The organism is Streptomyces fodineus (assembly GCF_001735805.1).
GTDB classification, from domain to species: domain Bacteria; phylum Actinomycetota; class Actinomycetes; order Streptomycetales; family Streptomycetaceae; genus Streptomyces; species Streptomyces fodineus.
On the sequence record NZ_CP017248.1, the window covers coordinates 4,050,410 to 4,072,894 of the forward strand.

Annotated in this window: 24 protein-coding genes and 1 riboswitch; of the genes, 15 read left to right on the forward strand and 9 right to left on the reverse strand. The window is 70.7% G+C overall.

The features are described 5' to 3' along the window. The first annotated feature begins 116 nt into the window (after positions 1 to 116). From BFF78_RS16695 to BFF78_RS16725, 7 genes are all read left to right on the forward strand, one after another. Entirely contained in the window at positions 117 to 653 is a 537-nt protein-coding gene (locus tag BFF78_RS16695) for a 2-oxo-4-hydroxy-4-carboxy-5-ureidoimidazoline decarboxylase (protein WP_069779097.1), read from the forward strand. Between the two features lie 192 nt (positions 654 to 845). Further along, positions 846 to 1,226 carry a succinate dehydrogenase, cytochrome b556 subunit gene (gene sdhC / locus BFF78_RS16700; RefSeq protein ID WP_079161351.1) on the forward strand — a complete coding sequence of 127 codons (381 nt, stop codon included), beginning with the start codon at positions 846 to 848 and terminating at the stop codon, positions 1,224 to 1,226. Positions 1,227 to 1,231: 5 nt separating this feature from the next. Beyond that, positions 1,232 to 1,714 (forward strand): succinate dehydrogenase hydrophobic membrane anchor subunit, encoded by a 483-nt coding sequence (locus tag BFF78_RS16705; RefSeq protein ID WP_069779099.1) that lies wholly within the window; start codon positions 1,232 to 1,234, stop codon positions 1,712 to 1,714. A gap of 19 nt (positions 1,715 to 1,733) precedes the next feature. Beyond that, entirely contained in the window at positions 1,734 to 3,488 is a 1,755-nt protein-coding gene (gene sdhA / locus BFF78_RS16710; RefSeq protein WP_069779100.1) for a succinate dehydrogenase flavoprotein subunit, read from the forward strand. Then, entirely contained in the window at positions 3,488 to 4,267 is a 780-nt protein-coding gene (locus tag BFF78_RS16715) for a succinate dehydrogenase iron-sulfur subunit (RefSeq protein WP_069779101.1), read from the forward strand. The genes sdhA and BFF78_RS16715 overlap by 1 nt, the downstream gene beginning before the upstream one ends. 135 nt (positions 4,268 to 4,402) lie before the next feature. Next, entirely contained in the window at positions 4,403 to 4,813 is a 411-nt protein-coding gene (locus BFF78_RS16720) for a VOC family protein (RefSeq protein WP_069779102.1), read from the forward strand. Between the two features lie 39 nt (positions 4,814 to 4,852). Beyond that, a complete protein-coding gene (locus BFF78_RS16725) occupies positions 4,853 to 5,620 on the forward strand; it encodes a TetR/AcrR family transcriptional regulator (protein ID WP_069779103.1) in 768 nt (255 codons plus the stop codon). Here the strand turns inward: BFF78_RS16725 and BFF78_RS16730 are convergent, their stop codons facing one another. Continuing rightward, complete coding sequence (locus tag BFF78_RS16730; protein ID WP_079161352.1) at positions 5,621 to 7,162, reverse strand: ABC transporter substrate-binding protein; 1,542 nt, start codon at positions 7,160 to 7,162, stop codon at positions 5,621 to 5,623. A 232-nt stretch (positions 7,163 to 7,394) separates the two neighbouring features. Then, positions 7,395 to 7,634: an SCO4848 family membrane protein gene (locus tag BFF78_RS16735; protein WP_069779105.1), complete on the reverse strand. Its 240-nt coding sequence runs from the start codon at positions 7,632 to 7,634 to the stop codon at positions 7,395 to 7,397. Between the two features lie 91 nt (positions 7,635 to 7,725). Between BFF78_RS16735 and BFF78_RS16740 the strand changes: the two genes are divergently transcribed. Next, a complete protein-coding gene (locus BFF78_RS16740; RefSeq protein WP_069779106.1) occupies positions 7,726 to 8,937 on the forward strand; it encodes a D-alanyl-D-alanine carboxypeptidase family protein in 1,212 nt (403 codons plus the stop codon). On the opposite strand, the gene BFF78_RS16745 is transcribed toward BFF78_RS16740, so the two are convergent. Further along, positions 8,885 to 9,811, reverse strand: a complete 927-nt coding sequence (locus BFF78_RS16745; protein ID WP_069779107.1) for a YihY/virulence factor BrkB family protein — start codon at positions 9,809 to 9,811, stop codon at positions 8,885 to 8,887. The genes BFF78_RS16740 and BFF78_RS16745 overlap by 53 nt on opposite strands. A gap of 116 nt (positions 9,812 to 9,927) precedes the next feature. Between BFF78_RS16745 and BFF78_RS16750 the strand changes: the two genes are divergently transcribed. Then, positions 9,928 to 11,244 carry an FAD-binding oxidoreductase gene (locus BFF78_RS16750; protein WP_069779108.1) on the forward strand — a complete coding sequence of 439 codons (1,317 nt, stop codon included), beginning with the start codon at positions 9,928 to 9,930 and terminating at the stop codon, positions 11,242 to 11,244. 16 nt (positions 11,245 to 11,260) lie between these two features. Then, a complete protein-coding gene (locus tag BFF78_RS16755) occupies positions 11,261 to 11,995 on the forward strand; it encodes a decaprenylphospho-beta-D-erythro-pentofuranosid-2-ulose 2-reductase (protein WP_069779109.1) in 735 nt (244 codons plus the stop codon). Positions 11,996 to 11,998: 3 nt separating this feature from the next. Here BFF78_RS16755 and BFF78_RS16760 read toward each other — a convergent pair whose 3' ends face one another. The 3 genes from BFF78_RS16760 to BFF78_RS16770 all read right to left on the reverse strand — a co-directional run bounded on the left by BFF78_RS16760 (position 11,999) and on the right by BFF78_RS16770 (position 15,387). Further along, positions 11,999 to 12,574: a 2'-5' RNA ligase family protein gene (locus BFF78_RS16760; protein ID WP_069779110.1), complete on the reverse strand. Its 576-nt coding sequence runs from the start codon at positions 12,572 to 12,574 to the stop codon at positions 11,999 to 12,001. 217 nt (positions 12,575 to 12,791) lie between these two features. Beyond that, positions 12,792 to 13,808, reverse strand: coding sequence for a tryptophan--tRNA ligase (gene trpS / locus BFF78_RS16765; protein ID WP_418346661.1), 1,017 nt, complete (start codon positions 13,806 to 13,808; stop codon positions 12,792 to 12,794). Between the two features lie 127 nt (positions 13,809 to 13,935). Next, positions 13,936 to 15,387, reverse strand: a complete 1,452-nt coding sequence (locus BFF78_RS16770; RefSeq protein ID WP_069779112.1) for a glycine hydroxymethyltransferase — start codon at positions 15,385 to 15,387, stop codon at positions 13,936 to 13,938. A gap of 32 nt (positions 15,388 to 15,419) precedes the next feature. Further along, positions 15,420 to 15,508, reverse strand: a riboswitch (ZMP/ZTP riboswitch). A 92-nt stretch (positions 15,509 to 15,600) separates the two neighbouring features. Here BFF78_RS16770 and rocD point away from each other — a divergent pair. Further along, on the forward strand, positions 15,601 to 16,806 hold the full coding sequence (gene rocD, locus BFF78_RS16775) for an ornithine--oxo-acid transaminase (RefSeq protein WP_069779113.1): 1,206 nt from the start codon (positions 15,601 to 15,603) through the stop codon (positions 16,804 to 16,806). On the opposite strand, the gene BFF78_RS16780 is transcribed toward rocD, so the two are convergent. Together BFF78_RS16780 and BFF78_RS16785 are read right to left on the reverse strand one after the other, a co-directional pair. Further along, complete coding sequence (locus BFF78_RS16780; protein ID WP_069783621.1) at positions 16,803 to 17,987, reverse strand: glutathionylspermidine synthase family protein; 1,185 nt, start codon at positions 17,985 to 17,987, stop codon at positions 16,803 to 16,805. The two genes, rocD and BFF78_RS16780, sit on opposite strands and share 4 nt — an antisense overlap. A gap of 7 nt (positions 17,988 to 17,994) precedes the next feature. Further along, on the reverse strand, positions 17,995 to 18,336 hold the full coding sequence (locus BFF78_RS16785; protein WP_069779114.1) for a hypothetical protein: 342 nt from the start codon (positions 18,334 to 18,336) through the stop codon (positions 17,995 to 17,997). A gap of 122 nt (positions 18,337 to 18,458) precedes the next feature. Between BFF78_RS16785 and BFF78_RS16790 the strand changes: the two genes are divergently transcribed. Continuing rightward, positions 18,459 to 19,289 (forward strand): DMT family transporter, encoded by an 831-nt coding sequence (locus tag BFF78_RS16790; RefSeq protein WP_069779115.1) that lies wholly within the window; start codon positions 18,459 to 18,461, stop codon positions 19,287 to 19,289. Positions 19,290 to 19,377: 88 nt separating this feature from the next. Here BFF78_RS16790 and pdxR read toward each other — a convergent pair whose 3' ends face one another. Then, positions 19,378 to 20,778: a MocR-like pyridoxine biosynthesis transcription factor PdxR gene (gene pdxR / locus BFF78_RS16795; RefSeq protein ID WP_069779116.1), complete on the reverse strand. Its 1,401-nt coding sequence runs from the start codon at positions 20,776 to 20,778 to the stop codon at positions 19,378 to 19,380. 47 nt (positions 20,779 to 20,825) lie between these two features. Between pdxR and BFF78_RS16800 the strand changes: the two genes are divergently transcribed. The 3 genes from BFF78_RS16800 to BFF78_RS16810 are packed head-to-tail and all read left to right on the forward strand — an operon-like array spanning position 20,826 to position 22,485. Beyond that, positions 20,826 to 21,326, forward strand: a complete 501-nt coding sequence (locus tag BFF78_RS16800) for a carboxymuconolactone decarboxylase family protein (RefSeq protein ID WP_069779117.1) — start codon at positions 20,826 to 20,828, stop codon at positions 21,324 to 21,326. 38 nt (positions 21,327 to 21,364) lie between these two features. Then, entirely contained in the window at positions 21,365 to 21,766 is a 402-nt protein-coding gene (locus BFF78_RS16805; RefSeq protein ID WP_069783622.1) for a carboxymuconolactone decarboxylase family protein, read from the forward strand. Then, on the forward strand, positions 21,763 to 22,485 hold the full coding sequence (locus tag BFF78_RS16810) for an isocitrate lyase/PEP mutase family protein (protein WP_069779118.1): 723 nt from the start codon (positions 21,763 to 21,765) through the stop codon (positions 22,483 to 22,485). Before BFF78_RS16805 ends, BFF78_RS16810 begins: the two co-directional genes overlap by 4 nt.

Here is a 22,485-nt window from a genome sequence, read left to right on the forward strand (position 1 = left end):
TCAGACGCTCTGAAACTCTGCCGTCCGGGTGAATTTCAGGCATCACGGCGACACACAGTGACCACTCTCGATAACCTGACGACACACCTTTCACAGCATCCCCTGCCACGCCACATGTGACGCGAGGAACCACGCTGCCCGCCCACCGTCTCCCGTATCTCCCCAAGCCCCTCGACGCCTTCAACGCGGCACCCGCCGACGAGGCCCGCGCCCTGCTCCAGCACTGCCTGCGCTGCCTGCGCTGGTCCCGCCGGGTCGCCGACCACCGCCCCTACCCCGACCTGGACTCCCTCCTGGCGGCGGCGGACGAGGCGGCGTACGACCTGTCGCCGAGCGACCTGTCGGAGGCTCTGGCCGGAGAGACCCTCCCGGACCTGCCCGAGGACACCTACTCGGCGGCCCACATGGCCCTGAGCGCGGCCCACGCGGCCTACGAGGCCAGATTCGGACACGCGTTCGTCATCTACCTGGGCGACACCCATCCGGACGAATCCCTCGACCGGATCCTCGAAGCGATCCGATCACGATTGACAAACGATCCGGAGGAGGAGCGGGTGATAGCGGCGGAGGAGCTCCGGCGCCTGGCACGAAGCAGACTGGGCACCTGCCTGAGGGGCGCGACCAGCCACAAGGCACCCGCACACGGCAGATAAGAGGACACACCACCCCCGTAGCCGCGTGCCCGCTCCCCCATCCGGTGCCAATTTGATCACACAAGGTAGGCCCCCCGTAAGGCACAACGCAGCGCATGGCTACGATGCTGGGGGCCGGTGGACCGTACCCGGCCGGGCCCGCCCGACACCGAAGCCGGCGCGGCCCCAATCCCCGCTCCCGGAGGGACTTCCGTGCCGGCTGGAACGCTGTACCGCGGCCGGGAAGGAATGTGGTCCTGGGTGGCTCACCGAGTCACCGGCGTCCTCATTTTCTTCTTCCTGTTCGTTCACGTGCTGGACACCGCTCTCGTGCGTGTCTCCCCCGAGGACTACGACAAGGTCGTAGCCACGTACAAGACGCCGATCGTCGCGCTGCTGGAGTACGGCCTCGTCGCCGCCATCCTCTTCCACGCGCTCAACGGCCTGCGCGTCATCGCCGTCGACTTCTGGTCGAAGGGCCCGCGCTACCAGAAGCAGATGTTCTGGACCGTGATGGGTGTCTGGGTCGTCCTGATGGCCGGCGCTGTCTACCCGGTGCTCGGCCACGCCGCCCGTGTCCTCTTTGGGAGCTGACGCCGATGTCCACCACCGAAACCACCGCGTCCGGCGTCGGCCCCGTCGAAGGCGCCCCCGCCTACACCGTCGACAACCCGGCCCCGCTGATCGAGGCGCCGCGCAAGCGCACCAAGAAGACCCCGAAGTCGACCCGGGGCAACTTCGAGCTGGCGGCCTGGCTGTTCATGCGCCTGTCCGGCATCGTGCTGGTCGTCCTGGTCCTCGGCCACCTGCTGATCCAGCTCGTGCTGGACGGCGGTGTCTCCAAGATCGGCTTCGCCTTCGTGGCCGGCCGCTGGGCGTCCCCGTTCTGGCAGGTCTGGGACCTGCTGATGCTGTGGCTCGCGATGCTGCACGGCGCCAACGGCCTGCGCACGGTCATCAACGACTACGCCGAGCGGCCGAACACCCGGCTGTGGCTGAAGGCTCTGCTCTACACCGCCACGGTGTTCACCATCCTGCTGGGCACGCTGGTGATCTTCACCTTCGACCCGAACATCCGCTAGGCACGGGGCTGCGAGAATCATGAAGATCCACAAGTACGACACCGTCATCGTCGGCGCCGGCGGCGCGGGCATGCGTGCCGCCATCGAGGCGACGAAGCGCAGCCGCACCGCGGTGCTGACCAAGCTCTACCCCACCCGCTCCCACACGGGCGCCGCGCAGGGCGGTATGGCCGCCGCGCTCGCCAACGTGGAGGAGGACAACTGGGAGTGGCACACCTTCGACACGGTCAAGGGCGGTGACTACCTGGTCGACCAGGACGCCGCCGAGATCCTGGCGAAGGAGGCCATCGACGCCGTCCTCGACCTGGAGAAGATGGGCCTGCCGTTCAACCGGACGCCGAACGGCACCATCGACCAGCGCCGCTTCGGCGGTCACAGCCGTAACCACGGCGAGGCGCCGGTCCGCCGGTCCTGCTACGCCGCGGACCGTACCGGCCACATGATCCTGCAGACGCTGTACCAGAACTGCGTCAAGGAGGGCGTGGAGTTCTTCAACGAGTTCTACGTCCTGGACCAGCTGATCACCGAGGTCGACGGCGTCAAGAAGTCCGCCGGTGTGGTGGCCTACGAGCTGGCCACCGGCGAGATCCACGTCTTCCAGGCGAAGGCCGTCATCTACGCCTCCGGCGGCTGCGGCAAGTTCTTCAAGGTGACCTCCAACGCGCACACCCTCACCGGTGACGGCCAGGCCGCCGTCTACCGCCGGGGCCTGCCGCTGGAGGACATGGAGTTCTTCCAGTTCCACCCGACCGGCATCTGGCGCATGGGCATCCTGCTCACCGAGGGCGCCCGCGGTGAGGGCGGCATCCTGCGCAACAAGGACGGCGAGCGCTTCATGGAGAAGTACGCTCCCGTCATGAAGGACCTGGCGTCCCGTGACGTCGTGTCCCGCTCCATCTACACGGAGATCCGTGAGGGCCGCGGCTGTGGTCCCGAGGGCGACCACGTCTACCTCGACCTGACCCACCTGCCGCCGGAGCAGCTGGACGCCAAGCTGCCGGACATCACCGAGTTCGCGCGGACCTACCTCGGCATCGAGCCGTACACGGACCCGATCCCGATCCAGCCGACCGCGCACTACGCGATGGGCGGCATCCCGACGAACGTCGAGGGTGAGGTCCTGGCGGACAACACCACGGTCGTCCCGGGCCTGTACGCGGCCGGCGAGGTCGCCTGTGTGTCGGTGCACGGCGCCAACCGCCTGGGCACCAACTCGCTGCTGGACATCAACGTCTTCGGCCGCCGCGCGGGCATCGCCGCCGCCGAGTACTCGGCGAAGGCGGACTTCGTCGAGCTGCCGGAGAACCCGGAGTCGCAGGTCGTCGAGCAGATCGAGCGGCTGCGCGAGTCCACCGGCACCGAGCGGGTGGCGGTCCTGCGCCGCGAGCTGCAGGAGACCATGGACGCCAACGTCATGGTGTTCCGCACCGAGCAGACGATCAAGACGGCCGTCGAGAAGATCGCCGAGCTGCGCGAGCGCTACAAGAACGTGGCGGTCCAGGACAAGGGCAAGCGGTTCAACACCGACCTGCTGGAGGCCATCGAGCTGGGCAACCTGCTGGACCTGGCCGAGGTCATGGCCGTCTCGGCGCTGGCCCGCAAGGAGTCCCGCGGCGGTCACTACCGTGAGGACTACCCGAACCGCGACGACGTCAACTTCATGCGCCACACCATGGCGTACCGCGAGGTCGGCGCCGACGGCTCGGAAACCGTCCGTCTCGACTACAAGCCGGTCGTCCAGACCCGCTACCAGCCGATGGAGCGTAAGTACTGATGGCTACCCCTGTTCTGGACAAGGCGGACGCGGCCGGCCAGCCCGAGCCCGGCTTCGCCGACTCCCCCTACATCACGGTCACCTTCCGGGTCCGCCGGTTCAACCCGGAGGTCTCGGCGGAAGCCGCCTGGGAAGACTTCCAGCTGGAGATCGACCCGAAGGAGCGGGTCCTCGACGGCCTCCACAAGATCAAGTGGGACGTCGACGGCACCCTGACCTTCCGCCGTAGCTGCGCGCACGGCATCTGCGGCTCGGACGCGATGCGGATCAACGGCAAGAACCGCCTTGCCTGCAAGACGCTGATCAAGGACATCAACCCCGAGAAGCCGATCACGATCGAGCCCATCAAGGGCCTGACGGTCCTGAAGGACCTGGTCGTGGACATGGAGCCGTTCTTCCAGGCGTACCGGGACGTCATGCCGTTCCTGGTCACCAAGGACACCAACGAGCCGACCCGCGAGCGGCTGCAGTCCGCCGAGGACCGCGAGCGCTTCGACGACACGACGAAGTGCATCCTCTGCGCGGCCTGCACCTCCTCCTGCCCGGTGTTCTGGAACGACGGCCAGTACTTCGGTCCGGCCGCGATCGTGAACGCCCACCGCTTCATCTTCGACAGCCGTGACGAGGCGGGCGAGCAGCGCCTGGAGATCCTCAACGACCGTGACGGCGTGTGGCGTTGCCGTACGACCTTCAACTGCACGGACGCCTGCCCGCGCGGTATCGAGGTCACCAAGGCGATCCAGGAAGTGAAGCGCGCGCTGATCACGCGTCGCTACTGATCGCCTCGCCAGTCCTCCCGAAACCGGGCCGAGGGCCCTGCTTCCTGTCCTCCGGAAGCAGGGCCCTCGGGCGTTTCGGCGGGTTTCGCCACGCCTTTGCAGGGTTTTGCCGCCGCACGGTTCTAATCTGACGTCATGTCAGACGATGAGTCGTACGAGCTGCTCGGATTCGACAACGTACTGCTCCCCGTCGGCGACCTCGCGGAGGCCGTCGGGTTCTACGAGCGGGCCGGGTTCGCCGTGGGGTTCCGGTTCGACGAGGCCGGGATCGCGTTGCTGAAGGTCGGCGGGGAGACGCCGGGGATCCTGCTGCGGGTCGAGGAGCCGCTGGGCCACCGGACGCCGCCGTGGCCCTCGCCACGCCTCTGGCTGGAGGTGCCGGACGCACGGGTGGCGGCGCGGAGACTCGCCGACGCCGGGATCCCGCCGCTGGACGAGGTGTTCCAGGAAGCCACCGGATGGACCGTGGAGATCGCCGACCCGTGGGGGAACGTCCTCGGCTTCACGGACTACACCAAGAGGCGGGAACTGGGCCGCCTGAGCTGACCACCCAGGGCACCCGCGCCACTCGTTAGGCTCTGTGCCGTGCCCGCGAAGAACGACGGTCCCGAGACGGCCGGCCCCCAGAGCAAGTCCGAGCAGACCCGTGCCCTGATCCTCCAGACCGCGATGCGGTTGTTCCAGGAGCGCGGGTACGACAAGACCACCATGCGGGCCATCGCCGCGGAGGCCGGGGTCTCCGTCGGTAACGCGTACTACTACTTCGAGGGCAAGGAACACCTGATCCAGGGGTTCTACGACCGGATCGCCGCCGAGCACCAGGCGGCGGTCCGCGAGATCCTGGACCGGGAGACCGACCTGGAGGCGCGGCTCGCGGGCGTGCTGACCGTCTGGCTCGACATCGCCCGGCCGTACCACGAGTTCGCCGTGCAGTTCTTCAAGAACGCCGCCGACCCGGACAGCCCGCTCAGCCCCTTCTCCCCGGAGAGCGAGCACGCCCGCGAGCAGGCCATAGCCGTCCACCGGGAAGTGCTGGCCGGTTCCAAGTCCAAGGTTCCGGCCGAACTGCGCGATGTGCTCCCGGAGTTGATGTGGCTCGCCCAGATGGGGCTGGTGCTCTACTGGGTCTTCGACCGGACCGAGGGGCGCGAGCGCAGTTACCGGCTGGCGCGCCGGGGAGCCCGGCTGACCGCCCGTGGTGTGGCACTCGCCCGCTTCCGGGTGCTGCGCCCCCTGGTCCTGGAGATCCATGAGCTGTTCACGGACTTCCTGCCCGGCATGACGAGGGCACTGCCGGACCCACGGACCAAGGGGGCCGAGGGGACCAAGGGGCCCGAGGAGCAGGCCGGTTGATCAGATCCACTGCAGACGCCACAGGCGGAAGACGCCCGTGCCGTCCGTGAGGTACTGGCCGCCGCCCACGTCCTCGGTACTGACCACGTACTCCTTGCGCTGCCACAGCGGGATCAGCGGGACGTCCCGGGCGACGTCCGTCTGGATGTCCTTGAAGTCGCCCGCGGCCCGGGTGCGGTCGGCGTACTGCTGGCTGTCCAGGATGAGATGGTCGACGATCTTGTTGCTGTACCCGGTGCTCATCGTGGAGCCGGTGCCGACGAGCGCGGCGCCGAAGGTGTCCGGGTCGGGATAGTCGGCCACCCAGCCGACCGCCCACGCGTCCATCTTCCCGGCGGCCCAGGTCTTCTGGAAGGCGGTCCACTCGTACCCCTTGACGTCCACCTGGAACAGGCCGCCCGTCTCCAGCTGCTGCTTCAGCGCCGCGGCCTCCTCCTTGCCCGCGCCCCGGCCGATGCCGTAGCCGAAGGTGAAGCGCACCGGCAGGCTCACCCCGGCCTGGGTGAGCAGCGCGCGCGCCTTCTGCACGCTCTGCGCCGGGTAGGCGTCGAAGAAGGAGGTGGTGTGGCCGGTGATGCCGGTCGGGATCAGCGAGTACAGCGGGTCGACCGTGCCCTCGTAGACCGTGCCGGCCAGTTCCTCGCGGTTGACCAGCCAGGCCATCGCGCGGCGCACCCGGACGTCGTGCAGCGGTGAGTTCGCGCGGGTGTCGAGGTACAGGTTGCGGGTCTCGGCGCTGTCGGACTCGCTGACGCGCTTGTCGGGGTCGCTCGGGTTCAGCCGGGACAGCACGTCCGGCGGCAGCGTCCGGGTGGCGACGTCGACCTGCCCGTCCTTCCACGCGCCGTCGAGCTTCGCGGAGTCGGCGTAGTAGCGCAGCTCGACCGGGCGGCCGGTGCCGGTCAGGTAGCCCTGGTAGCGGCTGTTCGGCTCGAGGTCGGCCTTCTCGTCCTTGGTGTACGACGCCAGCGTGTACGGGCCGGTGCCGTCGACGGCGGTGCCGGTGCGCAGGGAGCCCGCCGGGTACTTGTCCTTGTCCACGATCGCGCCGGCGCCGGTAGCCACCTTCGACGGGAAGGTGGCGTCCGCGGACGCCAGATGGAAGGTGACGGTCGTCGCGTCGTCGGCGGTCACCGAGGCGAGCGTGGAGAACAGCGACGCCGGTCCGACATCGGAGTTGATCTTCTTGACCCGGTCGAAGCTGTACTTCACGTCCTCGGCCGTCATCGTGCGGCCGCTCGGGAAGGTGATCCCGGAGCGCAGCGTGCACCGGTACGTCTTCAGACCGCTGCCCTGGAAGGCACAGCTCTTCGCCGCGTCCGGGACCGGCTCGACGCCGCCCGGCTCGAACGTCAGCAGCGACTGGAAGACATTGCTGAACAACGCCCAGGAACCGGCGTCGTAGGCACCGGCCGGGTCGAGGTCGGTGACGGCGTCCGTCGTACCGACCTTGATCGTCTTGTTCTGGTTCTGTGACGGCAGCAGCTGCCAGCCACCGATTCCCACGACGGCGACTACGAGCAGCGTCACGAGAATGCGCATGCGAACAGATCGCATGGTGGCGCCCTCCCCAGGCCCCTGACGGGCCCTACCCCTGGCCCAGCACGACTTTTCGCCACTCCCCTAAGTGGCGCGGCTCACCTAACCACACCTGTTTCAGCCGGGGGAAGGGCTTTCTGACCAGATGTGCAAGAACTTACCGAGGTGTTGTTTTCACCGTGTTTCACAGCGCCTTCACAGGGGTGGGAGCGGTTTCCCGCCGACCGGTACCGCGCTATGACGTCCGGCGCAGTGCGCGCAGCCCGCGCAACCCGATGACGCCGATGGCCGTCCCCAATACGAAGGAAACGACCGCCAGCAGCAGGTGCACCCAGAAGTACGCGGTCGGGTGACCGTGATCGAAGGCGAGTCCGCTGCCGTCCTTGATCAAGTTCTTGACGAAAGTGACCCAGATGACCCAGGACCACGCCCCGAACGCGAGCAGGAACCAGGAGACAGGGCGGCTGAGCTTCATACGACCAGTATCACCGCCGCGTGGCCGGTTCCAGGTCCGCAGTGAGGTGGGTCATGGGACTTCACAGCCGACAAAAGGTACGTTCTCGTCCGTGCCCGCACGAAAGAACACCGGCAGGCGATCCCTGCTGGTCACCTCAGCCGCCCTGCTGTCCCTGTCCGCCACCGCGCCCGCCGCCCTCGCCGCCCCGGCCCCCTCGACGGGCCCGACGGCCACGCCCCCGGCCCGGATGTCGACGGTGGGCGGGGCCCGGCTCGGGCAGCCCGGCACCCAGGTCGATCTCGCCCCGGGCGTCCCGGCACTGCCGAAGGACGTCACCGCCCGCTCCTGGATCGTCACCGACGCCGAGTCCGGCGAGGTGCTCGCCGCGCACAACGCGCACTGGCGGCTGCCGCCGGCGAGCACGCTGAAGATGCTGTTCGCGGACACCCTGCTGCCCCGGTTCCCGAAGACCATGGAGCACAAGGTGGCGCCGTCGGACCTCGCGGGCGTGGGCGAGGGCTCCAGCGTGGTCGGGATAAAGGAGGGGCACAGCTACAACGTCCACGACCTGTGGCTCGGTGTCTTCCTGCGCTCCGGCAACGACGCCGTGCACGTGCTGTCCGCGATGAACGACGGGGTGGCGCAGACCGTCAAGGACATGCAGCACCACGCCGACGAGCTCCAGGCCTCGGACACGCACGTGGTCACGCCCGACGGCTACGACGAGCCGGGGCAGCTCTCCTCGGCGTACGACCTGACCCTGATCGCCCGCTCCGGGCTGCAGAAGAAGGACTTCCGGGACTACTGCTCGACCGTCAGCGCCACGTTCGAGTCCCGGGTGATCCGCAACACCAACCGGCTGCTCAGCGGGGATCCCGACGTGCCCGTCTACCGGGGCATCGCGGGCGTGAAGAACGGCAACACCACCAACGCGGGCGCCACCTTCACCGGAGTCGCCGAGCGCAACGGCAGGGTGTTGCTCGTCACGGTGATGAATCCGCAGAAGCACGAGCACAACGAGGTCTACAAGGAGACGGCCAGGCTGTTCGACTGGGGCTTCCAGGCGGCCGGCAAGGTCCGTCCGGTGGGCGAGCTGGTGCCGCCGAAGAGCGCCCTGAACGCGTCGCCCGGTGCCTCCGCGGGGTCCGGCGGGACCGGCTCCAAACCGGTGGCCGGCGCCACCGCCGGGTCCGGCTCGCGCGGCGTCGGCACCGCCGTGGCCATCACCGGCGGGGTGCTGGTGCTGCTCGCGGGCGGGGCGTTCCTGATCAACCGCCGCTGGCCACTGCCGGACCTGATGCGCCGTCGGCCTCGTCCGTGACGCAGGCGCGTCCGGTCTCCGTCCCCTCGCTGTGGGTCGCCGTCCAGGAGGCGCAGAACAGGACGAGTTTCGCGGTGAAGTTGATCCACAGCAGCAGCGCCACGGGGACGCCGAACGCGCCGTACATGCTCTTCGCGGCGACGCCCTGGATATAGCCGCTGAGCAGCAGCTTCAGCAGTTCGAAGCCGATCGCGCCGAGCAGTGCGGCCACCACCAGGCGGCGGCGCGGCGGCTCGACCCCGGGCAGCAGGGTCAGGACGTAGAGCAGCACCAGGAAGTCGGCGAGCACGGCGACGGCGAACGCGGCGATCCGTAGCAGCACACTGCCCCATCCGTACGCGGCCAGGCCCAGATGGCGCGAGAGGAGGCCGACGGCGGCCGAGGCGAACGTGGACGCGGCGAGCGTGACCAGCAGGGCCCCGCCCAGGCCGAGGAGTATGCCGGCGTCCTTGGCCCTGGCCACCACCGGGTTCTGCTGCTGGTCCGGCAGCTCCCACACCGCGCGCAGACAGTCCCGTACCTGGCCGACCCAGCCGATGCCGGTGAGCAGCAGCGCGGCGCCCGCGATGAGGCCGACGGTGCCGGCGTTGTTCACCAGCGAGGTGAGGTCGAGCTGGGAGGACAGGACGCCCGGGAACTGCTCGGCGATCTTGTGCTCGACGGTCTTCTGCCGGGCGGGGCTGAGCGTGGCGGCGCTGATCGCGGCGGCCACGGTCAGCAGCGGGAACAGTGCGATGAAGCTGACGAAGGTCATGGCGGCGGCCAGCCGCGTCCACTTCACCCGGTCCAGCCGTTCGTAGCAGTGCCACGCGTGCGTCTCCAACAGCCGGACGACGATCGGTCCGATGCCGGGGAGTCTCTTCAGCCAGTCCATGATCCGTTCCTGCCCCTGCCGGCGCGCTCGTAAGACATCCCACTAATCACCCATTGTGTGTAGCGGGCGAATGTTCAGTAACTAATCCCTCATATAGGGACGATACGGTCACCGACATGCCTGGAGACACGGTTTCCGTCATCCGTCCCCGGACGTACGAGGAGGCCGCGTCCGCCGTCCGCGACTGCGCGGCGCGCGGCGCCGTCGCCCGGGGCGGGCCGGGACGGGCATACGGGGACGCCGCCCGGAACTCCGGCGGCACCGTCCTCGACATGACCGGCCTCGACCGCGTCCATGTCGTCGACGCCGACGAGGGGATCGTCCTGTGCGGCTCCGGCGTCCTGCTGCACCGGCTGGCCGAACTCATGCTCCCCCTCGGCTGGTTCGTGCCGGTCGCCCCCGCCACCGGCCGGGCCACGGTCGGCGGCGCGATCGGCGCCGACGTCCACGGCGGGAACCACCCCGTCTCCGGCTCCTTCTCCCACCATGTGCTGTCCCTGGAACTGCTCACCGCCGACGGCGAGGTACGCACGGTCAAGCCCGGCACCGAGCTGTTCGCGGCGACCGCCGGCGGCATGGGTCTGACCGGGGTGATCCTCACGGCCACGATCCGGCTGCTTCCGGTGGAGACGGCGTACCTGACCGTCGACACCGAACGCGCCGCCGACCTCGACGATCTGATGGCCCGTCTGACCGACGGCGACCACCGGCGGTACGGCTGCGCCCGGATCGATCTGACGGCCCGGGGCGCGGACACCGGACGCGCCGTCCTCACCCGGGCGGACCACACCCCGCTCGACGCGCTCCGCACGGGCACGCGCGCGTGGCGGCACCCGCTGTCCTGCCGTCCCCGCCGCCGCCCGCCCGCCCTCGCCCTCCTGTCGGGCGGCCTTCCGGGCAGCCTCCTCGGACGCACCTCCGCCGGCCTCCTGGGCGGGCTGCGGTACCGCACGGCGCCACGCGCGCGCAGCGGCGAACTCCGGCCGCTGTCCGCCGACTTCCCCGCCCTGGCCGCCCCGCAGGGCACCCGCAGGACCGGCTGTGTGCGGTACCGGTTCGCCGTCGGCCACGGCCAGGAGGAAACCCTGCACCGCATCGTGCGGCGCCTGGCCGCCTACCGCTGCGGGTCCTTCCACGCCGTCCTCCAGCCCCTCGGTGACACGGACGCCGGCTGGCTGTCCTTCCCCCTGCCCGGCTGGACGCTCGCCCTGGACATCCCGGCCGCGCTGCCCGGACTCGCCGGCTTCCTCGACGGACTCGACGAGGAGGTGGCCGCGGCCGGCGGCCGTGTCTGCCTCGCCGAGGACTCCCGGCTCCGCCCCGGCCTGCTCACCACCATGTACCCGCGCGCGGCCGACTTCCGCACCCTGCGCGCCCGGCTGGACCCCCGCGGGGTGTTCGTCTCCGACCTCGCCCGCCGACTCGACCTCTAGAACTCCAGGAGCTGATGTGAAGGACGCCTTCGGTCTCCCCCAGTCCCTGCTCGTCCTCGGCGGCACGTCCGAGATCGCGCTGGCCACCGCGCGCCGGCTGATCGCCCGCCGCACCCGCACGGTGTGGCTGGCGGGCCGCCCCTCGCCGGCCCTGGAACAGGCCGCCGAGAGCCTGCGCGCGCTCGGCGCGGACGCCCGCACGGTCACCTTCGACGCCCTCGACCCCGAGTCCCACGAGACCGTCCTCGGCAAGGTCTTCGCCGAGGGCGACATCGACCTGGTGCTGCTCGCCTTCGGCGTCCTCGGCGACCAGGCCCAGGACGAACGGGACCCGGTACGCGCCGTGCAGGTCGCCCAGACCAACTACACCGGGGCCGTCTCCGCCGGACTCGTCGCCGCCGGCGCCCTGCAGACCCAGGGACACGGCTCCCTGGTGGTCCTGTCCTCCGCCGCCGGCGAGCGGGCCCGCCGCGCCGACTTCATCTACGGCTCCAGCAAGGCGGGCCTCGACGCCTTCACCCAGGGCCTCGGCGACGCCCTGCACGGCACCGGCGCACACGTCATGGTCGTACGCCCCGGCTACACCCGGGCGGAGGGACCCCTGACGACGACCCCGGAGGCGGTGGCCACGGCGATCGAACTGGGCCTGCGCAGACGGTCGGAGGTGGTGTGGGTACCGGGCGCTCTGCGGTTGGTGATGGCGGCGCTGCGCCACACGCCGAGGGCGCTGTTCAGGAGACTTCCGCTGTAAGCGCTACGACACGGCGCTGCGGCCCACGCCGCGGAGCGCCTGCGGCGGCACCACGGACCCCCCGAACGTGTACTCCCGCAGCTTGCGCCACACCCCGTCCGCGCCCTGCTCGTACAGAGCGAACCCCGTGCACGGCCACTGCGCGTCGAAGTCGGCGAGCTCCTCGAACGCGCGGTCCATCGCCGTCTCGTCGATGCCGTGCGCGACGGTGACATGCGGGTGGTACGGGAACTGCAGCTCGCGCGCCACCGGCCCGGACGCGTCCCGCACCCGCTGCTGCAGCAGGGTGCAGTCCTCGGCGCCCTGGACGACACGGACGTAGACCACCGGGGACAGGGGACGGAAGGTGCCGGTGCCGGACAGCCGCATCGGGAACGGCCGGCCGGTCCCGGCGACCTCGGTGAGGTGCGCCTCGACGGCCGGCAGCTCACTCTCGTCGACCTCGGTCGGCGGCAGCAGGGTGACGTGTGTGGGGATGCCGTGAGCCGCGGGGTCGCCGAAGCCCGCGCGCCGCTCCTGGAGCAGGCTGCCGTGAGGCTCCGGGACCGCGATCGACACGCCGATCGTTACGGTCCCCACGTCGTCTCCTGTCGTCGCGTCTGTCGTCTTGTACGGGCCGTCCCGTTCGTCACGTTCGGGCCGTCGGCTATCGACTGTACGGCTATGGATGTCCTGTGGGCAGGCGCAGCGGAAGTGATGTGCAGCGCTCCGCCCAGTCGGTCGTGTGTACGGTCGTGCGCCGCAGCGCCGGTCCGTGCTTCCCGGTGCCGTGCCGCTCGGCGCCGACGCGCGCCTGTCAGTGCTTCGCCGGCAGGAAACCGACGCGGTCGTACGCCTGCGCGAGGGTCTCCGCGGCGACCGCGCGCGCCTTCTCCGCGCCCTTGGCCAGGATCGAGTCGAGCGTCTCGGAGTCGTCCAGGTAGTGCTGGGTGCGCTCCCGGAACGGCGTCACGAAGTCGACCATGACGTCGGCGAGGTCGGTCTTGAGGGCGCCGTACATCTTGCCCTCGTACTCCTGCTCCAGCTCGGCGATCGACTTGCCGGTGAGCGTGGAGTAGATGGTGAGGAGGTTCGACACGCCCGGCTTGTTCTCCGCGTCGTAGCGGATCACGGTGTCGGTGTCGGTGACGGCGCTCTTGACCTTCTTGGCGGTGGTCTTCGGCTCGTCGAGCAGGTTGACCAGGCCCTTCGGCGTGGACGCCGACTTGCTCATCTTGATCGACGGGTCCTGCAGGTCGTAGATCTTCGCCGTCTCCTTCAGGATGTACGGCGACGGGATCGTGAACGTCTGGCCGAAGCGGCCGTTGAAGCGCTCGGCCAGGTCACGGGTCAGCTCGATGTGCTGGCGCTGGTCCTCGCCGACCGGCACCTCGTTCGCCTGGTAGAGCAGGATGTCGGCGACCTGGAGGATCGGGTACGTGAACAGGCCGACGGAGGCGCGGTCGGCGCCCTGCTTGGCGGACTTGTCCTTGAACTGGGTCATGCGGCTGGCCTCGCCGAAGCCGGCGAGGCAGTTCATGATCCAGGCGAGCTGCGCGTGCTCGGGGACGTGGCTCTGGACGAAGAGCGTGCAGCGGTCCGGGTCCAGGCCGGCGGCCAGCAGCTGCGCGGTGGCGAGCCGGGTGTTGGCCCGCAGCTCCTTCGGGTCCTGCGGGACCGTGATCGCGTGCAGGTCGACGACCATGTAGAACGCGTCGTGGGTCTCCTGCAGGGCCACCCACTGGCGGACGGCACCGAGGTAGTTGCCGAGGTGGAACGAGCCGGCGGTGGGCTGGATGCCGGAGAGCACGCGAGGTCGGTCAGCTGTGGCCATGCTGCCCATTCTCTCATCGGCTGGGGGGGTCATTGGCCCGAGAGGTGGGGGGGTGGTTTCCGGGGCGCGGGGGGCTGCGGGCAGTGTGTGGTTGCTCGCGCAGTTCCCCGCGCCCTTACGGGGCGCTTCAGCCCAGGTCGATCTCGGGATACAGCGGGAACGCCGCCACCAGGTCCGTCGCCCGCTGGGCGATCTCCTGCGCCACCTTCTCGTCCAGGACGTGGGCCGCCTTCGACGGGGCGCCCGACTTGGTGGTACCCGGCTCGGTGGTGGTCAGGACGCGGTCGATCAGGGCCGCCACCTCGTCCATCTCCGCCGTGCCCAGGCCCCGGGTGGTCAGCGCGGGGGTGCCGATGCGGATGCCGGAGGTGTACCAGGCGCCGTTGGGGTCGGCCGGGATGGCGTTGCGGTTGGTGACGATGCCGGAGTCGAGCAGGGCGGCCTCGGCCTGGCGGCCGGTGAGGCCATAGGAGGTGGCGACGTCGATCAGGTTGAGGTGGTTGTCCGTGCCGCCGGTCACCAGGGTCGCGCCCCGTCGCATCAGGCCCTCGGCCAGCGCGCGGGAGTTGTCGACGATGCGCTGGGCGTAGTCCTGGAAGGAGGGCCGGCGGGCCTCGGCGAGGGCGACGGCCTTGGCGGCCATGACGTGCGGGAGCGGGCCGCCGAGCACCATCGGGCAGCCGCGGTCGACCTGGTCCTTGAGGGAGTCGTCGCACAGGACCATGCCGCCGCGCGGGCCGCGCAGGGACTTGTGGGTGGTCGTGGTGACGATCTGGGCGTGCGGGACCGGGTCGAAGTCGCCGGTCAGGACCTTGCCGGCGACCAGGCCCGCGAAGTGCGCCATGTCGACCATCAGGGTCGCGCCGACCTCGTCGGCGATCTCGCGCATGATCCGGAAGTTCACCAGCCGGGGGTACGCCGAGTAGCCGGCGACGATGATCAGCGGCTTGAACTCGCGGGCCTGGGCACGCAGGGCCTCGTAGTCGATCAGGCCGGTGGCCGGGTCGGTGCCGTAGGAACGCTGGTCGAACATCTTGCCGGAGATGTTCGGGCGGAAGCCGTGGGTGAGGTGGCCGCCGGCGTCCAGGGACATGCCGAGCATGCGCTGGTTGCCGAAGGCCTGGCGCAGCTCGGCCCAGTCGGCCTCGGTCAGGTCGTTGACCTGGCGGGCGCCCGCCTTCTCCAGGAAGGGGGCCTCGACGCGGTCGGCGAGGACGGCCCAGAAGGCGACCAGGTTGGCGTCGATGCCGGAGTGCGGCTGGACGTAGGCGTGCCGGGCGCCGAAGAGCTCCTTGGCGTGCTCGGCGGCCAGCGCCTCGACCGTGTCGACGTTGCGGCAGCCGGCGTAGAAGCGGCGGCCGATGGTGCCCTCGGCGTACTTGTCGCTGAACCAGTTGCCCATGGCCAGCAGGGTGGCCGGGGAGGCGTAGTTCTCGGAGGCGATCAGCTTGAGCATCTCGCGCTGGTCGGTGACCTCCTGACCGATGGCGTCCGCGACACGCGGTTCGACGGCACGGATGACGTCGAGGGCGGCGCGGAAGGCGGTGGACTCGGTGGACAGGGGCTGCTGCTTCGGCATGAGGACCTCCGGACGGCGTGCGTACAGCGTTCACGTTCGGCCCAGGCGCACGGCACACATCACACTCGGGCCGCTCCCCGATGGTCCGTCCCATCCCAGCGCGCCAGTCACGACCCGCCGATCAGCCTACCGGGCGCGCCGCGGCGAGCAGATCCCGCGTCCGCCATGCGAGCGAGGATAGGAAGGGGGCCACCGTCCTTTCCGGGAGAGGCCATGACCGCTGCAGAAGACCTCGTCGCCGCCGCCGAAGCCCACTGTGCGCGCACCTACCATCCGCTGCCGGTCGTGGTGGCCACGGCGGAAGGGGCGTGGATGACCGATGTGGAGGGGCGGCGGTATCTGGATCTGCTGGCCGGTTACTCGGCGCTGAACTTCGGGCACGGCAACCGGCGGCTGATCGAGGCGGCGAAGAAGCAGCTGGAGCGGGTGACGCTGACGTCCCGCGCCTTCCTGCACGACCGGTTCGCCGCGTTCTGCGCGGAGCTGGCCGAGCTGTGCGGGATGGAGATGGTGCTGCCGATGAACACCGGCGCGGAGGCGGTGGAGAGCGCGGTGAAGACGGCCCGGAAGTGGGGCTACCGGGTGAAGGGGGTGCCCGCGGAGATGGCGAAGATCGTGGTCGCGGGCGGCAACTTCCACGGCCGTACGACGACGGTCATCAGCTTCTCCACCGACCCGGAGGCCCGGGCGGACTTCGGGCCGTACACGCCCGGCTTCGAGATCGTGCCCTACGGCGACCTGACGGCGATGCGGTCGGCGCTGACCGAGAACACCGTCGCGGTGCTGCTGGAGCCGATCCAGGGCGAAAGCGGGGTGATCGTGCCGCCGGCCGGCTATCTGCCGAAGGTGCGGGAGCTGACGCGGGAGCGGAACGTGCTGTTCGTCGCCGACGAGATCCAGTCGGGTCTCGGCCGGACCGGGAAGACCTTCGCGTGCGAGCACGAGGGCGTGGTGCCGGACGTGTACGTGCTGGGCAAGGCGCTGGGCGGCGGGATCCTGCCGGTGTCGGCGGTGGTGTCGAGCGAGGCGGTGCTCGGGGTGTTCCGGCCGGGCGAGCACGGGTCGACGTTCGGCGGGAATCCGCTGGCCTGTGCGGTGGCGCTGGAGGTGATCGCGATGCTGCGCACGGGCGAGTTCCAGGCCCGGGCCGCCGAACTGGGCGAGCGGATGCACCGGACGCTGACGGGGCTGCTCGGCACGGGCGCGGTGACGGCGGTGCGCGGGCGGGGGCTGTGGGCGGGCGTGGACATCGCGCCGAGGATCGGTACGGGCAGGAGCATCTCGGAGCGGCTGATGGACCGCGGGGTCCTGGTGAAGGACACCCACGGCCACACGGTACGGATCGCCCCGCCGCTGGTGATCAGCGAGGAGGACCTGGACTGGGGGCTGGAGCAGTTCCGCGCGGTCCTTGAGGTCTAGAGGATCACATGGGGCAGGAAGCGGGCGTACTCGTCGGTGATCAGGCCGGAGGACTCGCGGATGCCGAGGCCGGCCGCCTCGTTGCGGACCACCCAGGCGCCCAGGACGACGTGGTTGCCGTCGAAGGCGGGGAGCGGGGCGAGCTGCTGGTAGCAGCAGGGCTCGTCCCGGAGTACGGCCGGGGCGCCCGGCTCGTGCACGGTGACGCCCTCGCCCTCCCGGCCGAGCAGGGGCTTGGCGACGTAGCCGGGTGCCGAGGCCAGTTCCCGGGGGCCGTCGAGGTGGGCGGGCAGCAGGTTGGGGTGGCCGGGGTACAGCTCCCACAGGATCGCCAGCAGGGCCTTGTTGCTGAGCAGCATCTTCCAGGCGGGTTCGATCCACAGGGTGCTGCCGGTGCCGCCGCCGTTGTCGAGGGTGTCCAGGACGTGCCCGGCGAAGGCGTCGGTGGTGAGCCACTCCCAGGGGTAGAGCTTGAAGATGCCGCGGATGAACCGGAGTTGGTTGTCGACGAAGCGGCCGGAGAGGGTGTCCCAGCCGATCTCCTCCATGGACAGCCACTCGGTGTCGAGGCCGGCCTGTTCGGCGGTCTCCTTCAGATAGGCGACCGTCATCAGGTCCTCGCCGAGCTCGTCGGCCGAGGAGTGCGCGAAGTGCAGCGGGCTGCCGGGCGCGAGGAGCGGGGCCTGTGTCCGCCAGGCCTCGACCAGGCGCTCGTGCAGGGAGTTCCACTGGTCGGCGCCGGGGAAGCGGTCCTCCATCCAGAACCACTGGGCCGAGGCGGCCTCCACCAGCGAGGTCGGGGTGTCGGCGTTGTACTCCAGCAGCTTGGCCGGGCCGGTGCCGTCGTAGCGGAGGTCGAACCGGCCGTAGAGGGAAGGGAGTTCGGCGCGGCGGTGCCAGGCCTCGGTGACCGCCGCGGCCACGCGCGGATCGGTGATGCCGAGGTCGGCGAGGCGGTCCTTCGCCACGATGTGCCCGGCGGCCGCGAGGCACATGTCGTGCAGTTCCTCGACGGTCTCCTCCAGCGCCTCGATCTCGTCCAGGGTGAAGACGTAGTAGGCGCTCTCGTCCCAGTAGGGGCGCAGCGAGCCGTCGGGGTGGCGGGTGAGAGGGTAGACGATCCCCTGTTCCTCGACCGTCCGCTGCCAGCCGGGGCGCGGGGTGGTGGTACGGCGCTCCACGCCGGTCTCACCCGCCGGACGAGCCGTGGCCGCCGCCGAAGCCGCCACGGTGGACTCCGTGGCCCGAGGAGGAGCCGCCGGAGCTCCGGTGCGGCTTGGTGAAGGAACCGCCGTCCACCCAGGAGCCCTTCTTCCTGCCGCCGTAGTACCAGTCGGCGTTCACGGACGCCTTGGTCGTCTTGCAGTTCTTGTCGGAGACGACCTGGTAGCCCTTGGCGAGGTGGTAGCTGTCACGGTCGACGCAGCGCTTGTCCGGGTCGGACGAGCAGGCGGTGAGGGCGGTGGCCAGCAGGCCCATGCCGCCGAGGACCACGGTGCCCGACCGCAGCCGCCGTCGAGTGTCGGCCATGTTCGTGTCTCCCCGTGTGGCGTGTACTGGGTGTCGGCGGTCAGCCTAGAGAACGGTAAGAGCGCAGGCCACGGTGGGTGGCCGGGACAGCCTTCACCTAGAGTCACTTCGTGCTCTTTGGAATGGTGTGTGCCCTGGCCGCGGCGGTCTGTTTCGGTACGGCGACGGTTTTGCAGGCGGTCGCCGCGCGGGAGGCCGGTACGGGGACGGGCGGTGAGGCCGCCCTGCTGCTGCGGGCGCTCAGGCAGTGGCGGTATCTGGCAGGCCTCGCGCTGGACGGTCTCGGCTTTCTGTTCCAGATCGCGGCGCTGCGCTCGATTCCGATCTACGCGGTGAGTGCGGCACTGGCGTCGAGCCTGGCGGTGACGGCGGTGGTCGCGGCACGCCTGCTGCGGGTGCGGCTGAGCGGCACGGAGTGGGGCGCGGTGGGCGTGGTGTGCGCCGGGCTCGCGGTGCTGGGCCTGGCGGCCGGGCCGGAGGGGCACGAGGACGGGTCGGACGCGCTGAAGTGGGCGATGCTCGCGACGGGGGCCGGCATGCTGGTGCTCGCCCTGCTGGGCGGGCGGCTGTCCGGGCGGATGCGGGCCCTGCTGCTGGGACTGGGGGCCGGTTTCGGGTTCGGGGTGGTGGAGGTCTCGGTCCGCCTGATCGACTCGCTGCGGCCGGCCGATCTGCTCACCAACCCGGCGGCCTACGCCCTCCTCATCGGCGGAGGCGCCGCCTTCATGCTGCTCACCTCAGCCCTGCAACGCGGCTCGGTGACGACGTCGACGGCCGGCCTGGTGATCGGCGAGACGATCGGCCCGGCGGCGGTGGGCGTGATCTGGCTCGGCGACCGGACCCGTGCGGGGCTGAGCTGGCTGGCGATCCTGGGCTTCCTGCTGGCTCTGGCGGGGGCGTTGGCGCTCGCGCGCTTCGGGGAGGCGCCGGTGGAGGAGGCCGAAACCGCCTGAGGGGGTGGGAGGTTCCGGTCGGCCGGCGCGTGCGGGTGCGTGGTGGGTTCTCGCGCCGTTCCCCGCGCTCCTGTACAGGCATCCCCTGCTACGGCAGTACCCGGCACAGCGCGTCCAACGCCCCTGCCCACGCGCTGTCCGGCGGCGTCGCGTAGCCCACGACCAGCGCGTCCAGCGGCTCGGCCACCGCCTCCGGATGGCGGTGGAAGGCCAGGCCGTTCAGGGCCAGGCCCTGCCAGGCGGCGGCCTGCACCACCGACTGTTCCATGCCCGGCGGCAGGCGCAGGACCGCGTGGAGACCGGCCGCGATACCGGTGACCGTGACCTCGGGGGCGCGGGCGCCGACGGCGGCGGCGAGCGCGTCGCGGCGGCGCCGGTAGCGCAGGCGGGAGGAGCGGACGTGACGGTCGTACGCGCCGGAGGTGATGAACTCGGCGAGGGTGAGCTGCTCCAGCGCCCCTGCGGTGTCCGCGCCGCCCTTGGCCGCGGCGGCCTCCTCGGCGAGGGCCGCCGGCAGCACCATCCAGCCCAGCCGCAGGCCGGGGGCGAGGGACTTGCTGGCGGTGCCGAAGTAGATCACGCGGTCGGGGTCGAAGCCCTGAAGGGCGCCGACGGGCTGGCGGTCGTAGCGGAACTCGCCGTCGTAGTCGTCCTCCAGGACCAGGCCGCCGGTGCGCCGGGCCCAGTCGATCACGGCGGCCCGCCGGTCGGGGTGCAGGGGCGTGCCCATGGGGAACTGGTGGGCGGGGGTGAGAAGCACCGCGCCCGCGCCCGTGCCGGTCAACGCCCTTGTGTCCGTGCCCAGTTCGTCGTACGGAAGGGCCGGTGTGGCCAGTGCGGACTGCTGGAGCAGACCCCGGTACGTGTCGAGCCCGTACGACTCGACCGCCACCGTCCGCACCCCGCGCGCCCGCAGCAGCGTGCCGACGACGCGCAGGGCGTGGGCGAAGCCCGAGGTGATGAGGACCTGCTCCGGATCGGTGCGTACGCCGCGCACGCGTGCGAGGTATCCGGCCAGGGCGGTGCGCAGTTCCGGGCGTCCGCGCGGGTCGCCGTAGCCGAGGGCGTGGTAAGGGGCGGTGGTGAGGGCGCGGCGGGCGGCCTTGAGCCACTCGGTGCGCGGGAAGGCGGCGAGGTCGGGGGTGCCGGGGATGAGGTCGTAGGCGGGGCGTTCGGGTGGCCGGTGCCGGAACGTGGCGCCCCCGCCGCGAGGCGGCATCGTCGCCAGCTCCGCCACCCGCGTGCCCGAGCCCTGCCGGGCGGTGAGCCAGCCCTCCGCCACCAGGTCCGCGAAGGCCTCCGCGACGGTGTTGCGGGCGATGCCGAGGTCGGCGGCGAGCGCGCGGGAGGAGGGCAGCCGGGTGCCGGGGGCGAGCCGGCCGGTGCGTACGGCGTCGCGCAGGGCGTCGGTCAGGCCCCGGCGCAGCCCGCGCGCGGCGGCCGGTTCGAGGTGCAGATCGACACCCAGAGTGGCCCAGGATTCCACCATGGAAATGGACCATACTCCTGGGCTGCCTGGCTCCTAGGGTCGAGTACATGAGCACTGCACAGGAAAACGTCGCATACGCCGCCGAGCAGGCCCCCCGGCTGGCCTGGGCCAAGCACGCACCCGAGGTCTACAAGGCGATGATCCGGCTGGAGACGGCCGCCAAGCAGGGCCTGGACCCCAAGCTGTACGAGCTGGTGAAGATCCGGGCCTCACAGATCAACCACTGCGCCTTCTGCCTCGACATGCACACCAAGGACGCGCTCGCGGCCGGTGAGAGCGTGGAGCGGATCGTGCAGCTCAGCGCGTGGGAGGAGTCGCGGCACTTCTACACGGAGAAGGAACTGGCGGCCATCGAGCTGACCGAGGCGGTCACCGTGCTCACCGAGGGCTTCGTGCCGGACGAGGTGTACGAGAAGGCCGCGGGGCACTTCGAGGAGGCCGAGCTGGCCCAGCTGATCGCCGCGATCACGGCGATCAACGCCTGGAACCGGTTCGGTGTGACCACCCGGATGACCCCGGGGCACTACCAGCCGGGTCAGCACAAGTGAGCCGTACACGGCTGCTGGACCGTGCGGTCGGGCAGGCGATGTCCGCGCTCAGCGCGGCGGCGAAACGGGGGCTCGGCGATCCGCTCCTCGCCGAGCTGGTCATGATCCGGGCCTCGCAGATCAACCACTGCGCCTTCTGCCTCGACATGCACCTCCGGGCGGCCCGCGAGAACGGGGAGTCGGAGGACCGCCTCCGGCTCCTGAGCGCCTGGGAGGAGACCGAGGACCTCTACAGCGAACGGGAGCGGGCCGCGCTCGCGCTGACCGAGGCGGTCACCGTGCTCACCGACGGCTTTGTGCCGGACGAGGTGTACGAGGGTGCTGCCAAGTACTTCGACGAGGCCGGGCTCGCCCATCTCATCGGCCTGATCACCGTCATCAACGGCTGGAACCGGATCATGGTCAGCCGTCGCATCCCACCGGGGGGTTACCAGCCGTGACCAAGATCGATGTCTTCCGTGCGCTGCATCGCAAGCGCGCCCAGGGCGACCCGCTCGTGCTCCCCGGGCCCTGGGACGCCGCCACCGCGCGCGTGTTCGCCGAGGCCGGGTTCCCGGCGCTGGCCACGCCGAGCGCCGGGGTGGCCGCCTCGCTCGGGTACGCGGACGGGGCCACCCCGGCCGACGAGATGTTCGCCGCGGTCGCCCGGATCGCGCGGGCGGTGGACGTGCCGGTGTCCGCGGACATCGAGGACGGGTACGGCCTCGCGCCGAAGGAGCTGGTGGAACGGCTGCTGGAGGCGGGTGCCGTCGGCTGCAACCTCGAGGACTCGAACGGGGGTGCCCTCAAGGACCCGCACGAGCAGGCCGAGTTCCTCGCCGAGGTCCGCTCGGCCGCCGCGGACCGGCTGTTCGTCAACGCCCGCGTCGATGTCTTCGTCCACGGCGACGGCGACCCCGAACGGGCCATCGAGCGGGCCGCGTTGTACGTGGCGGCGGGCGCGGACTGCGTCTATCCGATCCTCGCCCCCACCGCCGTACTCCCCCTGCTGCGGGCCGGGATCCAGGGCCCCATCAACATGCTGGCCCGCCTGGACGGCGAGGGCCCCTCGCCCGCCGGACTCGGCGAACTCGGGGCCACCCGCGTGACGTTCGGGTCGGGACTCCAGCGACGGGCGACGGCCGCCGTCCAGGAGATCGCCGACGCCCTCAAGGGATGA

Coding starts and splice junctions, on each gene's coding strand:
- pdxR (WP_069779116.1), bottom strand. CDS start 20,778: ATGGTGGAATCCTGGGCCACTCTGGGTGTCGATCTGCACCTCGAACCG.
- BFF78_RS16715 (WP_069779101.1), top strand. CDS start 3,488: ATGGCTACCCCTGTTCTGGACAAGGCGGACGCGGCCGGCCAGCCCGAG.
- BFF78_RS16745 (WP_069779107.1), bottom strand. CDS start 9,811: ATGGACTGGCTGAAGAGACTCCCCGGCATCGGACCGATCGTCGTCCGG.
- sdhA (WP_069779100.1), top strand. CDS start 1,734: ATGAAGATCCACAAGTACGACACCGTCATCGTCGGCGCCGGCGGCGCG.
- BFF78_RS16750 (WP_069779108.1), top strand. CDS start 9,928: ATGCCTGGAGACACGGTTTCCGTCATCCGTCCCCGGACGTACGAGGAG.
- BFF78_RS16770 (WP_069779112.1), bottom strand. CDS start 15,387: ATGCCGAAGCAGCAGCCCCTGTCCACCGAGTCCACCGCCTTCCGCGCC.
- BFF78_RS16705 (WP_069779099.1), top strand. CDS start 1,232: ATGTCCACCACCGAAACCACCGCGTCCGGCGTCGGCCCCGTCGAAGGC.
- BFF78_RS16800 (WP_069779117.1), top strand. CDS start 20,826: ATGAGCACTGCACAGGAAAACGTCGCATACGCCGCCGAGCAGGCCCCC.
- BFF78_RS16720 (WP_069779102.1), top strand. CDS start 4,403: ATGTCAGACGATGAGTCGTACGAGCTGCTCGGATTCGACAACGTACTG.
- BFF78_RS16735 (WP_069779105.1), bottom strand. CDS start 7,634: ATGAAGCTCAGCCGCCCTGTCTCCTGGTTCCTGCTCGCGTTCGGGGCG.
- BFF78_RS16785 (WP_069779114.1), bottom strand. CDS start 18,336: ATGGCCGACACTCGACGGCGGCTGCGGTCGGGCACCGTGGTCCTCGGC.
- BFF78_RS16730 (WP_079161352.1), bottom strand. CDS start 7,162: ATGCGCATTCTCGTGACGCTGCTCGTAGTCGCCGTCGTGGGAATCGGT.
- BFF78_RS16790 (WP_069779115.1), top strand. CDS start 18,459: ATGGTGTGTGCCCTGGCCGCGGCGGTCTGTTTCGGTACGGCGACGGTT.
- BFF78_RS16805 (WP_069783622.1), top strand. CDS start 21,365: ATGTCCGCGCTCAGCGCGGCGGCGAAACGGGGGCTCGGCGATCCGCTC.
- rocD (WP_069779113.1), top strand. CDS start 15,601: ATGACCGCTGCAGAAGACCTCGTCGCCGCCGCCGAAGCCCACTGTGCG.
- trpS (WP_418346661.1), bottom strand. CDS start 13,808: ATGGCCACAGCTGACCGACCTCGCGTGCTCTCCGGCATCCAGCCCACC.